Origin of the sequence: Caloranaerobacter sp. TR13, from assembly GCF_001316435.1 — a bacterium.
Lineage (GTDB): Bacteria > Bacillota > Clostridia > Tissierellales > Thermohalobacteraceae > Caloranaerobacter.
The window spans coordinates 242,659-259,290 of record NZ_JXLL01000002.1 but is presented as its reverse complement, the minus strand read 5'-3'; the positions used below and the strand labels follow the sequence as shown (position 1 = coordinate 259,290).

Sequence of the window (16,632 nt, the reverse complement as noted above, 5' to 3'; positions counted from 1 at the left end):
TAGTTATATATCAATTATTATTTTTTTAATCCATGTTTCTTTATCAATTGTTATATTTCTTCTTTTTATCTCAATAATCAGTTCATTAAACTCATTAGCTTCTTCCCAGTATTTTTCTTCATCATCTGATGTCGATAAAAGTCTTAGTTTTTCCATCTTCGAATAAACTTCTTCTAGTAAAACATAATCTTCTAAATTTTTATATGGTTTGTACCCTATTTCAGACATAACCAACCTCCCACTTGAATATATATATATTTTATTCAATGGGAGAAAAATAATAACTAATCATTCATAATAATTTTTCTAACATCACCAATTAAATATAAAGAGCCTGAAAATAATATTAAGTCATCCTCTTTTGCCTTATCCAAAGCTTTATTTACAGCTTCCTTTATGTCCTTTTCAATTAGATATTCCTTATTAAAATTCTCAATAATATTTGCTAATTTTTCAGCTTCAAGCTTTCTTGGATTATTTGCCTCTGTAATAATAATTTCATCTGCTAGAGGAACTAATTCATTCAATATACTATTAACTTCTTTATCGCCAAGTATTCCAATACCTAAAATTAATTTATTATATTTAAAAAGTTCCTTTATAGATTTTTTTAAAGAACTTGCTCCGGCTAAATTATGTGCACCATCTATGACAAATGTTGGATTACGTCTTAATATTTCTAATCTGCCTTTCCACTTAGTTTTTAGTAAACCTCTTCTAATACAATCTTCATTAATGCCTACATAATTATTTTCTATTAAAGTAAGTATAACTGTTAAAGCAATGCAAGCATTATTTATCTGATGCTCTCCTATAAGGCTAATCTTAAGATTTTCAAGAGTCTTTTCATTAAATTTAAAATTAAATTTACTGCCTAGTTCCGTACACTCAATTACTTCTATATCTTTAACAGGTGCTATTATAAGCTTACTATTCTTATCCTTAACAACATCCTCAATAACTTTTTGTGCTTCATCTACTTGAGGATGGCTTATAACAAGTCCATTTTCTTTTATTATTCCTGCCTTTTCCCAGGCAATTTTTTCTATAGTATCTCCAAGTATATCCTTATGATCTAACGAAATTGGAGTTAAAACCGAAACCAGTGGATTTTCAATAATATTGGTAGAATCATATCTTCCACCTAATCCAACTTCAAGTACTACAAAATCAACTTTTTCTTCTTTATAATAAACAAAAGCTATCGCTGTTACTATTTCAAATTCAGTAGGATGATTATAACCTTTTTTAATCATCTCCGCAACTTTATCTTTAACTTTTGAAGTAACTTGAGCTAGCCTTTCGTCTTCAATTTCTTTACCATTTACTCTAATTCTTTCTGTAAATCTCTCTAAATATGGTGAAGTGAATAATCCTACTTTATAACCAGCCTCAGTCAATATAGTCGAAATATAAGATGAAGTTGAACCTTTACCATTGGTCCCAGCTACATGTATTATTTTTAAACCTTTATGGGGATTGCCCAATAAATCTAGTAAAATTCTTATATTTTCAAGTCCTAATTTACTTCCAAATTTTCTTGTACCATGGATATATTCTAATGCCTCTTTATAGTTCATCATCTCACTCCTCAATATTATCGAGAAAATAGGACTCTTTTAAAGAGTCTTAGGATATAGACTAAATAAATATAATGATTGAAAAAATAAAAGTGAATAATTACAAAGCTTCAGCCAAGAAAACTTGATAAAGAATTTCAGAAAAATCCGTAGGCTTAGCAGGACGCTAAGCCAGCATCCTACAAGACAGGACGTCTTGATTAGGTGCGTTAAGATTTTTCGAAATTATGAATCTTAGTTTTCTCTGAAGATTTGTCTATGGACGTTATTTTTTCAATTCATTAAGTAATATAACTTTGTCAACAAGCTAAGACCCCATTAAGGAGTCTTAGCTTTTCTCTATTTTCTCTTTAAACTTTCCAATCTTTCAAGCACTTTTTCCATCATATTTTGATACTTAGCTTCTTTCTCTCTTTCTTTATCAACTATATGCTTAGGCGCCTTGCTTATAAAGCCTTCATTAGATAGCTTACTTCTAACTCTTTTTAATTCCCCTTCTAATCGCTCTTTTTCTTTTTCTAATCTTTCTATTTCTTTGGCAATATCAACTAGTTCTTCTAAAGGTAAATATATTTCGCAATCTTCCATTGCAGCTGACATTGCATCTTCACCTATACCATCTTTATTATCTCTGATTTCTATACTTGAAGCACCTGCAAGAGTAGTAAAATAAATCTCTCCTTCACTTAATATGTCCTTAATATCATTATTGTTAGTTACAAATATTACTTTAGCCTTTTTAGAAGGAGCTACATTCATTTCTGCCCTTATATTTCTGATATTCTTCACAGCCTCCATTATAAAACCAATTCTTCTCTCAGATTCTTCAAAATTATATTCTTCTTTATATACAGGCCATTTTGCCATTATTAAACTGCTTTCTGTATTTGGTAAGTGCTGCCAAATTTCCTCTGTAATAAATGGCATAAATGGATGCAATAATTTTAGAAGGTCTTTTAATACATACAATAGCACATATCTTGCAGTATTCTTGCTTGCTGCATCATCACCATATAAACGAGGTTTCACCATTTCAATATACCAATCGCAATATTCACTCCAGATAAAATCATATATCTTTTGAGCTGCAATACCCAATTCAAATTTCGTTAAGTTCTCTGTAATTTCTTTTGCTATCTTATTAACTCTAGATATTATCCATTTATCTTCTTCTTTTAGTGAATTAAATGCTAAATCATGCTCTATTAACTCTTCACCTAGATTCATTAGAACAAATCTAGATGCATTCCATAACTTATTTGCAAAATTTCTACTAGCTTCAACTCTTTCCATGTGGAATCTCATATCGTTTCCTGGTGTGTTTCCAGTAATCAATGTAAATCTTAGAGCATCAGCACCGTACTTATCTATTATTTCAAGTGGATCAATACCATTGCCTAATGATTTACTCATCTTTCTTCCTAATGAATCTCTAACCAAACCGTTAATTAAAACATTTTTAAACGGAATATCTCCCATATGTTCTAATCCTGAAAATACCATTCTAACTACCCAGAAGAAAATAATATCATAACCTGTTACTAACACATCTGTTGGATAAAAATATTTAAGTTCTGGCGTATCTTCAGGCCATCCTAAAGTTGAAAATGGCCATAAAGCAGATGAGAACCATGTATCTAAAGTATCTGGGTCTTGCTTAATATTTGTACTTTCACATTTAGGACAGCTGTCAGGTTCTTGTCTTGAAACTATAACTTCTCCGCAGTCTTGGCAGTAATATACAGGTAATCTATGCCCCCACCAAAGCTGTCTTGAAATACACCAATCCCTAATATTTTCTAGCCAGTGAACATATATTTTACCAAATCTTTCTGGTATAAATCTAAATCTTCCTTCTCTATATGCTTCTAATGCTGGCTTAGCTAAAGGTTCCATTTTTACAAACCACTGTTTTGATATGATAGGTTCAACAACAGTATTACATCTTTCACAATGACCCACATTATGATTATGGTCTTCAATTTTTACAAGATAACCTCCATCTTCTAAATCCTTAACTATTGCTTTTCTCGCTTCATATCTATCCATTCCTTGATATTTACCGCCTAATTCATTAATGCTTGCATCATCATTCATCACTTTTATTTGCTCTAAATTGTGTCTTAATCCCACCTCAAAATCATTTGGGTCATGTGCTGGAGTTATTTTAACAGCTCCAGTACCAAACTCCATTTCTACATATTCATCTGCTATAATAGGTATTTCTCTATTAACTAGAGGTAATATCAATTTCTTTCCAATTAAATGCTCATATCTTTCATCTTGTGGATTTACAGCAACTGCTACGTCGCCAAGCATAGTTTCAGGTCTAGTAGTAGCAATAACAATATACTCATCACTATCTTTAACAGGATACTTAATATGCCATAATTTGCCTTGTTTTTCTTCATGTTCTACTTCGGCATCTGAAATAGCTGTCTTACAACTTGGACACCAATTTATAATTCTATTTCCTCTATAAATTAAACCTTTTTCGTACAATCTTATAAAAACTTCTTCAACAGCTTTGCTTAACCCCTCATCTAAAGTAAATCTTTCTCTTGACCAGTCACAAGAAACTCCAAGTTTTCTTAATTGTTTTCTTATATTACCACCATACTTTTCTGTCCAATCCCAAGCTTCCTCTAAAAACTTTTCTCTACCTATTTGCTCTTTTGTCTTACCTTCAGAGCGTATTTTAGCTACAACTTTAGCCTCTGTTGAAATACTTGCGTGATCAGTACCTGGTAGCCATAAAGCTTCATAACCTTCCATTCGTTTCCATCTTATTAAAATATCTTGTAAAGTACCGTTTAAAGCATGCCCCATGTGTAAACTACCAGTAACATTAGGTGGTGGCATCATAATAGTAAATGGTTCTTTTTCTTCATTAATCTCAGCTCTAAAATAATTGTTTTCATTCCAATAGTTATAAATTCTTTCTTCAAAATCCTTTGGATTATACTTTTTAGCTAAGTTTCTTTCCATACTTTTCCCTCCTCATCATCTATTTTCCATAAAACATTAAAAGTGCTCCTAATATTGACAAAACCAACCCAAATATTTTTATTATTAATAAGCCTTTCAGAGTTTTTATTTTGCCCTTTTTAAAATAAAAATCAGAACCAAATACAACTAATCCACTTATTATAAATAAAATCCCTCCTAAATTAAACATTAAACCACTTCCTTTAAATATAAAATCCTTTTAATGAACAAAATCTTCGATATAAATAAATTGTATAAGGTAGATTTTGTTGAAATCCATTACGGAAATTATATTTAAAATTATCCACAATTTAACAAGGTAAATAATTTCCTATGGATTATAAAAAACCCTTCATCCAAATATAAGGACGAAGGGTTTTTTCGCGGTACCACCTTATTTCCAGATATTGAAAACATATCTGGCTCTCATTTTAATAACGGTAAAAACCGTCTAAGCCTACTTAAGTTCAGCCTAGAAGCTCCAGAGCTACCTTCAGTAAACATTGCCTTGCAAAACCTCCCAGCCAATGGGTTTCGCTCTCTTGAAGGTTGTTTACCTACTCCTCTCCTTCAACGCTTTTATCTTCTATTTTAACCAGTACTAGTACCTAGCACTCAGTATCAAGTACCTAAATACTTAGTTATTGGTCTATTAACTATCGACTATCAACTAATTTTACATTTTTAATCTTTTATCCTGTCCACTGTTCCCTGTCATCTGTTCTCTGATTCAAGTCCTCAGTACCAATTTTTAATATATTATATAATAATTATCTTATTTGTCAATGCTTTTTTCTTTATTTGTGCGATTTATTTCTCTAAACCCAATCAAATAGTTAACAAATGCTACAATCGTAAGTACAACAGCCACTGAAACAAGTAAAAAGCTTATCAATTTATTTACTTTAAAAGCGATAGATAAAATCGCAATATAAAATGATACTGTTGCTATCTTACCATATTTATTAGCTGGAATAACAGTTCTATCAACGAAGTAATATAAAAATAACCCTCCTAATATCATCAAAATTTCTTTTATACCTACAACTGTAATAACCCATAGAGGCAAATATTTTTTATCTGTAAAGCACACTAAAACAGTAATTTGCATGAGCTTATCTGCTAAAGGGTCAAGTGCAGCTCCCCACTTAGTTACCATATTATACCTTCTAGCAATATACCCGTCTAAAACATCAGTAATTCCAGCCAATATAAAAATATATGTAGCATACAATATATTATTCTCTATTGATGAATAGAAAATAACTATAAAAATTGGTATAAATAAAAACCTAATTGTTGTGAGTGTATTAGGTATGTTCATAATGCACCTCTTCTGTTAAAATATGATAATGCTATTATTGCCGAGAAACATAGCTTCCTATTATGGATTATAAATAATTATTGATATATGTACAAGAGCTATATTACACATTTGCTTTGCTTAATATTATTTATTTGCACTTTACATTCAAAATTCCTGCATAATTCTAAGATTTTATTTAAATATATTTTTGAAATACAAATCCTTTTAAATAATAATAATCTACTTATATTTCTCGGTTACATATGTAACAATTGAAATTACTACTGAATATAATAATTTTAGAACCAAAAAATCTTTAAGGGGGATTAACATGAAATTAGCAAAAGGTTTTACTCTTCTTTTAATATTCATACTTATAATATCTAATTTATTAATAGGTTGTCAAAAAGAAGAACTTAAAACAGTAAGACTAGTTGAAGTTACACATTCTGTTTTCTATGCTCCACAATACGTAGCTTTAACAAAAGGTTTCTTTGAAGAAGAAGGCATTAAAATAGAATTAACTAATGGTAAAGGTGCAGATAAATCAATGGCTGCATTACTAAGCGATCAAGCTGATATAGGTTTTATGGGACCAGAAGCATCAATCTATGTATACAATCAAGGCAAAAAAGACTATGCAATCAATTTTGCACAATTGACTCAAAAAGATGGTTCTTTCCTAGTAGGTAGAAAAAAAGATCCTAATTTTTCATTTAAAAAGCTAAAAGGAAAAACTATACTTGGTGGAAGAAAAGGTGGAGTTCCTGAAATGACTCTAGAATATGTACTAAAAAAATACGGTCTTCAACCAGGAAAAGATGTAAATGTACGTACTGATATACAATTCGCAATGATGGCAGGAGCATTTACAAGTGGAGAAGGAGACTATACAACACTATTTGAACCAACCGCTTCAATGATGGAAAAAGAAGGCAAAGGTTATATAGTCGCTTCAATAGGTAAAGAAGGAGGTTACATCCCATATACAGTATACTGTGCTAAAAAAAGCTATATTGAAAAAAATCCGGACATAATTCAAGGCTTTACAAATGCAATCTATAAAGGTATGCTTTGGGTACAAAATCATTCTTCTGAAGAAGTTGCAGAAGCTATACAACCTCATTTCCCAGATGCAGATAAAGAACTTCTAGTTACAGTTATCAATAGATATAAAGAGCAAGATACATGGAAACCTGACCCTGTACTAACAAAAGAAGGTTTAGACCATCTAATGGATATTATGGAGCTAGCTGGAGAACTTGATCAAAGAGCTCCTTATGATAAAATCGTAACAACTGAATTTGCTAAAAAAGCTATTGAAACAATTAAATAAGTTTTTAAAGGAATCCTTTAAACCAGGATTCCTTTAAAATTTTCTCTGAATAAATCCAACTTTTCTATAAACTTTGCTTATAGTCTTTCTTGCTACTCTTTGTGCTTTATTCGCTCCCTCAATATAAACCTTCTCCAAATAGTCTTTATTTTTCATTAAATCTTCAAATTTTTCTCTTAAAGGTCTTAATCCTTCAACTACTACTTCAGCTAAATCAGCCTTGAATTTTGCGTATCCTTGCCCTTCATACCTTTTTTCAATTTCTTCAATGCTATCACCTGAAAGCTTAGAATAAATAGTAATCAGATTTTTAATTCCAGGCTGTTCATCACAATACTTAACTCTATTCAATGAATCTGTAACAGCTCTTTTTATCTTTCTTCTTATAACATCCGGACTATCTTTAAGCAAAATATACCCATTTTCATTGTCATCTGATTTAGACATTTTACTTGTAGGATCTTGTAAGCTCATTATTCTAGCTCCTACTTTAGATATATAAACTTCTGGAATTTTAAATGTTTCACTATATCTATTATTAAATCTTTTAGCTATATCTCTAGCAAGTTCTAAATGCTGCTTTTGATCTTCACCAACAGGAACTAGATCAGCCTGATATAATAATATATCCGCAGCCATTAATACAGGATAAGTAAATAACCCTGCATTTAGATTAGCTTCGTTTTTTCTGGATTTTTCTTTAAATTGTGTCATTCTATTTAATTCACCCATATAAGTTAAGCAATTAAAAACCCAAGCTAATTCTGCATGCTCACTAACATGGGACTGAATAAAAATAGTATTTTTCTCTGGGTCTATTCCACTAGCAATATACTGTGCTAAAATCTCCAAAGTATTTCTCCTTAAATCTTTTGGTACTTGAGGTACAGTAATAGCATGTAAATCAACAATGCAATAGTAACAATCATATTCATCTTGTAACATTACCCAATTTTTTATTGCTCCTAAATAATTACCAAGTGTCAATTCTCCTGAAGGTTTAACCCCGCTTAAAATCACTTTTTTATCGTTCATTTTCTCACCTTCCTTTGCTTTTTAATCTATGAAAAAAACCTTTCTTCTCTAATTTATAGAGACGAAAGGTTAGCTTCCGCGGTACCACTCTACTTGACTTTGTGTCCACTTTGGCCTATAACGCAGGCATGCGTTGAATTCTACTTAAATTCGAATCCACACTCCTAAGTCCATTCAGCATACCCTTAACTTCGAGCTCCCACCATCCTCGAATCGCTTTAGTTAGGTATATGCCTACTACTCTTAGTCATCGCTTTTAATGTAATATTATTAATTATTATAACATAATATTTCATCATTTCAATATAATTCAATAGATAAATTAAATTCATTACAATTCCAATAAAGCTAATTTTAAGTTTTTTATATCTGTATTAATTTCTTTATCAAGAATTTTAATAGACCTTTCCCATGTAAATTTTTTTACTGTATCTAAACCATTTATCACAATTTTATCTCTAATAGTTTTTGACTTAATTAATTCTTTAATTTTTAATATTAACTCGTTAACATTTCCTGGCTTATACATAAGACAGTTATAATTGTCAATTGCATATTCCTTAACTCCATCATTAGAAGCAGTTATAACAGCTGTTCCACAAGCCATAGCTTCTAAAGGTGGAAGTGAAAACGCTTCATAATATGAACCTGATATAAAAATATCTGAATTTCTATAAATTTCACCTAATTCTTCCTGCGTTGGGCGTATGATATATTCAATATTTAGTCGTAAAGATGAATAATCTTTAGTAGGAAGAGTTGGTGTAACCCATTTTATTTTTAACTCATAGCCATCTAATTTTAATAAATATAAAGCTTTAATTATATCTTCAGTTCCTTTAAATAATAAATTATCTCTCCCTACAATCAAAATATTTTTCGGAGCATCTTCTTTATGACTTGATTGATAAAAAAACTTCTTATCAATAGCATTAGGAATTATTTCAGACTTTCTATTATACAATTCTCTAATTTTTGTTTCCATTATCTTTGATATTGTAAGAATCTTGACAGGTAATTGATGAGCTGTATAGCATAAATTTCTAAACAATGGATTTAGATTTTCATATTCAAATATATCGATATCCCCTTGTGCAAAATAATATTTTAATGGTGCATCAGTTTTCATAGCATCTACTATCAAATCCCAATAACCAGCTATTACTATATCAGTATTATGAACAAATTCTGCTAATGTATTATCAGGTATGACTTGAACATATCTACATTTTATATCAATCCAATCAGGCTTAGGCATATGGCATAATAAAGTTACATCATATCCATTTAAAAGCAACCTATTGGCTTGCTCTATTATAATTTTAAGACCTCCTGTCAAAAAATTATGAGGTAATAAATATGCAACTCTTTTTTTATCTTTAGTTTTCAAGTATTCAAATGTTTCATAGACATATTTATAATTTAATATATCTAGTTTCATAAGATTTATTTTTATTTTCACTTCATCATTATCGATAATACCAGTATTAAGATCATAAATTGGATTTCTATCGTAAAATAGCTTTGCAAGTTCTTTTAATCTCTTATTATAGTGATAAGCTTTTACTTTTTCATAATCAAGCATATTAGTCACATCCTTCTATCATGACTACTATAGAAGAATTCATTATTGTCATAGGTACAATATCTACCTTCTTAACTTTATAATCTTGAAAATCCTTTGGAAGCCATACGCTTTTGTGTATCTCTAAATCATTATCTAAATAAGTTTGATCAGCAGGAATAGCTGGTACAGAAATGATTAAAACTTTACATATTTTAAGAATATCATAAAGTACTTGCTTGCCCTCTTCTTTTTCAAAATGTTCTAAAACATCAATCAGTAAAGCAATATCATATATGTTCTTAATATTTTTTATTACTTTGCGAACATCTCCTATAATAATATTGTCGTACACATAATTGTAAATAGGATTACTATAATGTTCATACCCTTCGATACCATCGATTCTAATTTTCCAATATTTCTTCTCATATCTTTCTTTAGAAATATCTAGTAATTCCCTCAATAAGACTCCATATTTACCAAAACCTATACCAATGTCTAGTATACTATTTGGCTTTTCATGTAACACAAAGTCTAATATTAAAGAAATTTGACCATGATAACTGGTTGGCATTACAATCCCTCCTTGTAGTTATAATATAATATGTTATTTAATAAACTTTTTGACACCGTCATTACCTTTAATTAATATCATGTAATAGGCAAAATATTCATCTAGGAGGGAGTGAACGATGCCTAATAATATAGTATTCAATAATGTAGCTAGTCAACTCAAAACTCAAATATATGGTAATTTTGGCGGCACTGCAACTCCTATCGCTACTGATTCAAATGGAAATGTGACTATAACAGCAACAGATTTAGATATTAGAAATCTTTCCGGAAGCACTGATTCTGTAACTGTAACTGCTATTGACTTTGATATACGCGACTTATCTGCTGCAACAGATTCCGTTACTGTTACTGCTGTGGATTTTGATATACGTGACCTTTCTGCTGCAACAGATTCCGTTACTGTTACTGCTGTCGACTTTGATATACGTGACTTATCTGCTGCAACAGATTCCGTTACTGTTACTGCTGTGGATTTTGATATCAGAAATTTATCTGGTGCAACTGACAGTGTGATTAAAGCTGGGTGCTATTTCACTGAATCAAATACAACGCTAACTAGTATTTCTAGCACAGGTATAGCTTTAACTATTGATAATTCTCAACATGATGTATATTCATTTTATGTAAAGAATACTGGAAGTGCCTCGGTTTCAGTTAAACTCCAGGTTTCTCCAACTAACAGTGATGACTACTTCTTGGACGATTCATCTGGCGAAATAAATATTCCTGCAGGCGAAAAAGCTATCTTAGTAGCTCAAAAATTCCTCAAATATACAAGGTTATATTATAATCCATCTGATACAACAAGTATAGAAGTTTATTATAATGCACACGCATAGTTATTATAATGCAGCTATCGGATTTTCCGGTAGCTGGCATATTATAAGGAGTGATTCGCTTGCTTTTAAGCTTATGTATGATTGTTAAAAATGAAGAAGATAATCTAGAAAGGTGTCTTGAAAGCGTAAAAGATATAGTTAATGAAATAATTATTGTTGATACAGGTTCAACTGATCATACTATTGAAATTGCAAAAAAATATGGAGCTAAAATTTTCAGCTTTGATTGGAATAACAATTTCAGTGATGCAAGAAATTTTTCTATTGATAAGGCTTCAGGAGAATGGATATTAATCATGGATGCAGATGATGAACTAGAAGCTCAAGATAAACCAAAGCTTTTAAAGTTGCTTAATAATCCAGAAGTAGATGTATATTTTTTACAAACTTTAAGCTATGTTGGTGACAAACCTGGGCATGATATAGTAAGTAATTTAAATGTTAGATTAATAAGAAATAATAAAGGTATTAAATTTCAAGGAGCAATACATGAGCAAATTCACATTGACAGTAATAATTTTAATAAAAATAAAAAAATATGTATAGAAAAAGTTAGGTTCTATCACTATGGTTATTTAAATAAAAATATAGATACTAAAAAAAAGAGAAAAAGAAATATTCATATATTAGAAAAACTAATTAAAAAAGATAAAAATAATGGGTTTAATCTTTTTAACTTAGGCAATGAATATTTTGCACTAGGCGATTACACTTCTGCATTAAAATATTATAAAAAATCATATAAAAATTTTAATCCCTTTATAGGTTATTCACCAAAACTTTTACTCAGAATGGTTATGGCATTAGATGAATTAAATAGACATCAAGAAGAATTCGAAATCATAGAAGTAGGCCTTAAATATTATCCAAATTTTACTGATTTAGAATTTATAAAAGCAAGCTTAAACTATAAACTTGGTAACTATTTAAATGCAATAAAAGGCTTCAAAAAGTGTATTTCTTTAGGCGAGCCTCCTCTTCATTTAAGTTTTATAGTTGGTGTTGGTAGTTATAGACCTAATTTTGCATTATCGCAAATATATTTTGAACTAGAAGACTACAATAATGCTTATTATTATTCCATTGAAACACTTAAATCAAAGCCAGATTTTCTTGTCCCACTCTACACAATTTCTCGAATATTAGCAAAGGAAAAATATACTTCAAATGAAATCCGTAGTAAATTAGAGAGTTTCTTCGGTAAAAATTTAAACGGTTTTGCTTATATTACATTAGCAGATATATTCTTTAGCCTAAAAAAATACGATATTGCTTACGATTATCTTAAAAAAGCTGAAAAAAATCTTGGAGAAAATGAAAAACTCTTTTACTTTAAAGGTAAATGTCTTTTAAATCTTAAAAAATACAAAGAAGCTATAAAATGCTTTAATAAAATTAAAAAAGGTAAGTATTATGAATTAGCTACGTATGAAAAAATATTATGTAACATTTTAAGCACTAATTTTAATAATGCTGTTAAGCTATTAATGTCAGCTAAAAAATTCTGTAATAGTAAAACAATAGAGATATATACAGCTTTAAGTAAAATACTGCAAGACAAAAAATGTCATCCAATCAGCAATAATTACGAGGAATCTAAAGAATATGTCGATTTGATATTTATTTTGCTAGAAAAACTTCTAATAGCATCAACTCCTGAAATATTTGAAAAATCTCTTCAACTTTTAAACCTAATCGAGTGTGATGAAGTTCTCCTTAAACTAGCTAAATTATATTACTACAATGGCTATTACAACTTAGCTTATCAGGAATTTATTAGGTCAATAAAGATTTTTAATAAGATTGATATAGAAGGTCTAAAAATGATGATGAAAATATTATATTTGAATAAATAATCTTATTTTACAATAAAAAATTCATAAGGAGGCAAATATGCAAGAAGTATATGTAATTACACCAATAATAGATACTACAATAAACAGTAATATGCCGTTAGACAGCTTTGACGATTATTATGCTTTGTTTATAGGAAAGTATCTCAATAAAGCAATATATAGAGGTTTGTTATTATTTGATATTTCAATCTTACCTTCTAATTATATAGTTAAAAAAGCAGATTTAGTTTTATATTTAATAAGAAATGATTATAAAAACTATGCAAAAAAATTTGAGGTATTTAGATTACTAGACAGCTTTAACAACAAAACCACTTTTCAAACTCAACCAAAAACATATGAAAAATCTTATAGCACTTTTACTATTTCTAATGAGATAAATACATTTATTAATATTGATATAACAAGTCTATTTACAGAATGGTATAAAGGTAAACACACAAATTATGGATTATTATTAAAATCTCATGACGAAAGTATAAACTCACTTATAGCATTCTTTAGTAAAGAAAGTAAAGAAAAATCATATATTCCAAAATTGAAAATAATTCTTAAGAATCCAAATTTAAATGACATTATATATTTTACAAAATCAGAAAATGAGTTTTCATCTGAAGCATATTTTAATATGGGAAATAAATACTTTGAATACAAAGATTATAATACAGCTTTGAAATTTTACAATAAAGCTCTCGACAAGATGAATCCAAGAGAAAAATATACTCCTAGACTATTATTTAATCTAGTATTAACCTTAGATAAACTAAATAGATTTGAAGAAGCACTAAATGTAATCAGTGATGGTCTAAGTTATTTTCCCAAGTTTACGGATTTAGAATATTTAAGAGGATGTATATACGAGAAGAAAAATCTTATCACTTTGGCAATAAAGAGCTTCAAAAAATGCATAGATTTAGGTGAACCTCCAATACATTTTAATTTCATAATAGGAACTGGAAGTTATAATGCCTATTATAAATTAGCAGAGATATATTTTAATATAGAAGACTTTGAAAAAGCTAATTACTATTGTCAAGAAACTGTAAAAATAAAACCTAAATATAAGAAAGCACTAGCTTTAATATCTAAAATATTATTTAAAAATCAAAAAGAAGTTCATTATATAAAAAATAAAATAGAAAGTTATTTTGATGATGTTTTAAAAGCTGATGATTATATTATCTTAGGTGATATCTTTTTTGATTTAAAAAAATATAGTATCAGTTATGAATATTACTTAAAAGCTAAAGAAATTATTAACACTTCAGATCATTTAAGTTTCTCTATAGGAATGTGTTTATTGTATTTAAAAAATTATAATAAAGCTTATGACTTCTTTGCAAACATAAAAAAAGGAAATAAATATGATAAAGCACTCTACAACATGATTTTATGTTCAATATTAAACAACAATCTAAATTTAGCTAATAAACTTCTAAATAAAGCTAGAGAATTGGAAAACTCAAAATATAGAATTGTATATAATGAGTTGAAGAATTTGATATACAATAAGAAAGCAAATCCTTTGAGTTATGATAAAACAGAATCGGCAGAATACCTTGATATAATTTTCGAAGTATTAGATATTTTACTTATCAGTTCTACTCCTGAAGTTTTTGAAAAATCACTAGAATTGTTAAATCTAATCGACAATGATGAAATACTTCTAAGATTAGCTAAATTATACTATGAAAATGATTTTTTTAGTTTAGCTTACCAAGAATTTATTAGGTCTATAAAAATCTTCGGAAAAATAGATATTGAAGGAAGTAAAATGCTTACAAATTGTATGATAAAGCTTAGAAAGTTTTAGTATAACAATAAACTAATAAACTAAGTTTGGAGGGCTAAAAATGCCAATATCAATAAAAAAATATACTACAAAAGATACCTTTGTAGCAAGTAATTATCCTAATAAAAATTTTAGTAATTACTATGCCCTTTTTATCGGCAAATACTTAGGTAGTATAATTTACAGGAGTTTATTGTATTTTGACTTGTCTAATATCCCTTCTGGTTTTTATATTAGTAAAGCTGAAATACTTCTATTTATTATAAGAAACGATAATCCTACTTTTCCAAAAAAATTCACAATAAATAGATTATTAGAAAATTTTGAAGAAGATAATGTTAATTACAGCAATCAGCCATCTATAGATGTTATACCTTATACAACAATAACTATCAATGATGAAATAAATTCTTATATAAAAGCTGATATAACTGAATTAATAAAAGATTGCTACTATGGCAACTTCCCAAATTATGGATTTTTAATTAAATCTCTTGATGAAAATTTAGATTCCCTAGTAGCTTTTTACAGTAAAAATTGCGGTGTTAGAGAATATTATCCTAAATTAGAAATTATACTTGATAATCCTGCTTCTCTAGACAATCGACTTTTTGTTTCCTCTGAAAATATAATTAAGTTAACTACTAATATTTATAAATATACTCAACCATACGATGTATCTCAATTTTCTAATTATACTTGGTTTGCCAAAAATATAGGAAATACTAATGATGTGGAAGTAATATTACAAATCAGTCCAAATTCTACTGATTGGATAAATGATTCAGAAACTTTTATTGTAAGGCCAAATCAAATAGTTGCCATATTCCCTAAAACTTTATCTATGTATAGTAGATTAGCTTATAAATCTGCTAAAATCGATAAACCGACCAGCATAGATATTTATCTTCAGGGACAATTTTAATATTCAACAATAATAGCCAATGACTGCATAGTCATTGGCTATTTACCAGTCGTAGTCCTTTTAATCTCCATCAAATATTTCCCCTAAAATACTTGCACCAATTCCTCCTATTCCCTTTTTCTCTCCAACCTGATTAAAACGTGCTGCTGCATATATTCTATCAGCTAAACGCGACAAAGGTAGGCTTTGTAAATAAACCTCTCCAGGTCCTCTTAACTGAGCTAAGAAAAGACCTTCTCCACCAAACAATGCGTTTTTGAACCCTCCAACAAATTGAATATCATAATCAACAGTTGGTGCAAAACCAACAATACATCCTGTATCTACACGTATAGTTTCATTATGAGCTAGCTCCTTTTTTATAATTGTACCACCTGCATGAATAAAAGCCATACCACTACCTTCTAATTTTTGAAGTATAAAACCTTCTCCACCAAAAAATCCCGCTCCTAACCTTTTTGTAAAAGCTACATCTATATCAATTCCTCTAGCTGCACATAAAAAAGCATCTTTCTGACAATAAAATCTTCCACCATATTTTTCTAATTGAATAGGTATTATTTTTCCAGGATAAGGTGCTCCAAAAGCAACATGCCCCTTTCCTCTCCCCTGATACATAAATGTTGTAATAAAAAAACTCTCTCCTGTAATCATCCTCTTGAAACCTTTAAACAATCCTCCTCCAGTAGAGGTTTGCATAACTATACCGTCTTCCATATACATCATAGCACCCGCTTCTGCTCTTACTCCCTCATTAGGATCTAATTCGATTTCAACAATCTGCATATCGTCTCCATAAATTTTGTAATCAATGATATCTCCCATATATTTA

Annotated in this window: 14 protein-coding genes and 2 other annotated features; of the genes, 5 read left to right on the top strand and 9 right to left on the bottom strand. The window is 29.2% G+C overall.

Going from position 1 to position 16,632, the window contains the following annotated elements; genetic code table 11:
* Positions 1–3: 3 nt before the first annotated feature.
* From TR13x_RS04270 to pgsA, 5 genes are all read right to left on the bottom strand, one after another.
* A complete protein-coding gene (locus TR13x_RS04270; protein ID WP_054870663.1) occupies positions 4–228 on the bottom strand; it encodes a hypothetical protein in 225 nt (74 codons plus the stop codon).
* Positions 229–284: 56 nt separating this feature from the next.
* Positions 285–1,580: a folylpolyglutamate synthase/dihydrofolate synthase family protein gene (locus TR13x_RS04265; RefSeq protein WP_054870662.1), complete on the bottom strand. Its 1,296-nt coding sequence runs from the start codon at positions 1,578–1,580 to the stop codon at positions 285–287.
* A 339-nt stretch (positions 1,581–1,919) separates the two neighbouring features.
* Positions 1,920–4,568: a valine--tRNA ligase gene (locus TR13x_RS04260; RefSeq protein ID WP_054870661.1), complete on the bottom strand. Its 2,649-nt coding sequence runs from the start codon at positions 4,566–4,568 to the stop codon at positions 1,920–1,922.
* A gap of 19 nt (positions 4,569–4,587) precedes the next feature.
* Positions 4,588–4,758, bottom strand: a complete 171-nt coding sequence (locus tag TR13x_RS11135; RefSeq protein WP_161802928.1) for a hypothetical protein — start codon at positions 4,756–4,758, stop codon at positions 4,588–4,590.
* A 171-nt stretch (positions 4,759–4,929) separates the two neighbouring features.
* Positions 4,930–5,151 (bottom strand) — a binding site (T-box leader).
* Positions 5,152–5,343: 192 nt separating this feature from the next.
* Positions 5,344–5,892, bottom strand: a complete 549-nt coding sequence (pgsA, locus tag TR13x_RS04255) for a CDP-diacylglycerol--glycerol-3-phosphate 3-phosphatidyltransferase (RefSeq protein WP_054870660.1) — start codon at positions 5,890–5,892, stop codon at positions 5,344–5,346.
* 313 nt (positions 5,893–6,205) lie between these two features.
* On the opposite strand from pgsA, the gene TR13x_RS04250 reads away from it, so the two are divergent.
* Complete coding sequence (locus TR13x_RS04250; RefSeq protein WP_054870659.1) at positions 6,206–7,210, top strand: ABC transporter substrate-binding protein; 1,005 nt, start codon at positions 6,206–6,208, stop codon at positions 7,208–7,210.
* A gap of 33 nt (positions 7,211–7,243) precedes the next feature.
* On the opposite strand, the gene trpS is transcribed toward TR13x_RS04250, so the two are convergent.
* From trpS to TR13x_RS04235, 3 genes are all read right to left on the bottom strand, one after another.
* Positions 7,244–8,245, bottom strand: coding sequence for a tryptophan--tRNA ligase (gene trpS, locus TR13x_RS04245; RefSeq protein WP_054870658.1), 1,002 nt, complete (start codon positions 8,243–8,245; stop codon positions 7,244–7,246).
* A 54-nt stretch (positions 8,246–8,299) separates the two neighbouring features.
* Positions 8,300–8,505 (bottom strand) — a binding site (T-box leader).
* A gap of 71 nt (positions 8,506–8,576) precedes the next feature.
* Complete coding sequence (locus TR13x_RS04240) at positions 8,577–9,830, bottom strand: glycosyltransferase family 4 protein (RefSeq protein ID WP_054870657.1); 1,254 nt, start codon at positions 9,828–9,830, stop codon at positions 8,577–8,579.
* A 1-nt stretch (position 9,831) separates the two neighbouring features.
* Positions 9,832–10,386: a class I SAM-dependent methyltransferase gene (locus TR13x_RS04235; RefSeq protein WP_054870656.1), complete on the bottom strand. Its 555-nt coding sequence runs from the start codon at positions 10,384–10,386 to the stop codon at positions 9,832–9,834.
* A gap of 118 nt (positions 10,387–10,504) precedes the next feature.
* Here TR13x_RS04235 and TR13x_RS04230 point away from each other — a divergent pair, with 118 nt between their 5' ends.
* The 4 genes from TR13x_RS04230 to TR13x_RS04215 are packed head-to-tail and all read left to right on the top strand — an operon-like array spanning position 10,505 to position 15,800.
* On the top strand, positions 10,505–11,227 hold the full coding sequence (locus TR13x_RS04230) for a DUF6385 domain-containing protein (protein WP_054870655.1): 723 nt from the start codon (positions 10,505–10,507) through the stop codon (positions 11,225–11,227).
* A gap of 59 nt (positions 11,228–11,286) precedes the next feature.
* Entirely contained in the window at positions 11,287–13,083 is a 1,797-nt protein-coding gene (locus TR13x_RS04225) for a TPR domain-containing glycosyltransferase (RefSeq protein WP_054870654.1), read from the top strand.
* Between the two features lie 37 nt (positions 13,084–13,120).
* Positions 13,121–14,896: a DNRLRE domain-containing protein gene (locus TR13x_RS04220; RefSeq protein ID WP_054870653.1), complete on the top strand. Its 1,776-nt coding sequence runs from the start codon at positions 13,121–13,123 to the stop codon at positions 14,894–14,896.
* Positions 14,897–14,936: 40 nt separating this feature from the next.
* Positions 14,937–15,800, top strand: a complete 864-nt coding sequence (locus TR13x_RS04215) for a DNRLRE domain-containing protein (protein WP_054870652.1) — start codon at positions 14,937–14,939, stop codon at positions 15,798–15,800.
* A gap of 60 nt (positions 15,801–15,860) precedes the next feature.
* Here the strand turns inward: TR13x_RS04215 and TR13x_RS04210 are convergent, their stop codons facing one another.
* The gene (locus TR13x_RS04210; RefSeq protein ID WP_054870651.1) at positions 15,861–16,625 is read right to left on the bottom strand and encodes a TIGR00266 family protein; all 765 of its coding nucleotides are present in this window, start codon (positions 16,623–16,625) and stop codon (positions 15,861–15,863) included.
* Positions 16,626–16,632 lie beyond the last annotated feature (7 nt).

What these genes read in the sequence shown, in the direction of transcription:
- TR13x_RS04260 (WP_054870661.1), bottom strand. Translation starts at nt 4,568, where the DNA reads ATGGAAAGAAACTTAGCTAAAAAGTATAATCCAAAGGATTTTGAAGAA.
- pgsA (WP_054870660.1), bottom strand. Translation starts at nt 5,892, where the DNA reads ATGAACATACCTAATACACTCACAACAATTAGGTTTTTATTTATACCA.
- TR13x_RS04230 (WP_054870655.1), top strand. Translation starts at nt 10,505, where the DNA reads ATGCCTAATAATATAGTATTCAATAATGTAGCTAGTCAACTCAAAACT.
- TR13x_RS04210 (WP_054870651.1), bottom strand. Translation starts at nt 16,625, where the DNA reads ATGGGAGATATCATTGATTACAAAATTTATGGAGACGATATGCAGATT.
- TR13x_RS04265 (WP_054870662.1), bottom strand. Translation starts at nt 1,580, where the DNA reads ATGAACTATAAAGAGGCATTAGAATATATCCATGGTACAAGAAAATTT.
- trpS (WP_054870658.1), bottom strand. Translation starts at nt 8,245, where the DNA reads ATGAACGATAAAAAAGTGATTTTAAGCGGGGTTAAACCTTCAGGAGAA.
- TR13x_RS04220 (WP_054870653.1), top strand. Translation starts at nt 13,121, where the DNA reads ATGCAAGAAGTATATGTAATTACACCAATAATAGATACTACAATAAAC.
- TR13x_RS04270 (WP_054870663.1), bottom strand. Translation starts at nt 228, where the DNA reads ATGTCTGAAATAGGGTACAAACCATATAAAAATTTAGAAGATTATGTT.
- TR13x_RS04235 (WP_054870656.1), bottom strand. Translation starts at nt 10,386, where the DNA reads ATGCCAACCAGTTATCATGGTCAAATTTCTTTAATATTAGACTTTGTG.
- TR13x_RS04240 (WP_054870657.1), bottom strand. Translation starts at nt 9,830, where the DNA reads ATGCTTGATTATGAAAAAGTAAAAGCTTATCACTATAATAAGAGATTA.
- TR13x_RS11135 (WP_161802928.1), bottom strand. Translation starts at nt 4,758, where the DNA reads ATGTTTAATTTAGGAGGGATTTTATTTATAATAAGTGGATTAGTTGTA.
- TR13x_RS04215 (WP_054870652.1), top strand. Translation starts at nt 14,937, where the DNA reads ATGCCAATATCAATAAAAAAATATACTACAAAAGATACCTTTGTAGCA.
- TR13x_RS04250 (WP_054870659.1), top strand. Translation starts at nt 6,206, where the DNA reads ATGAAATTAGCAAAAGGTTTTACTCTTCTTTTAATATTCATACTTATA.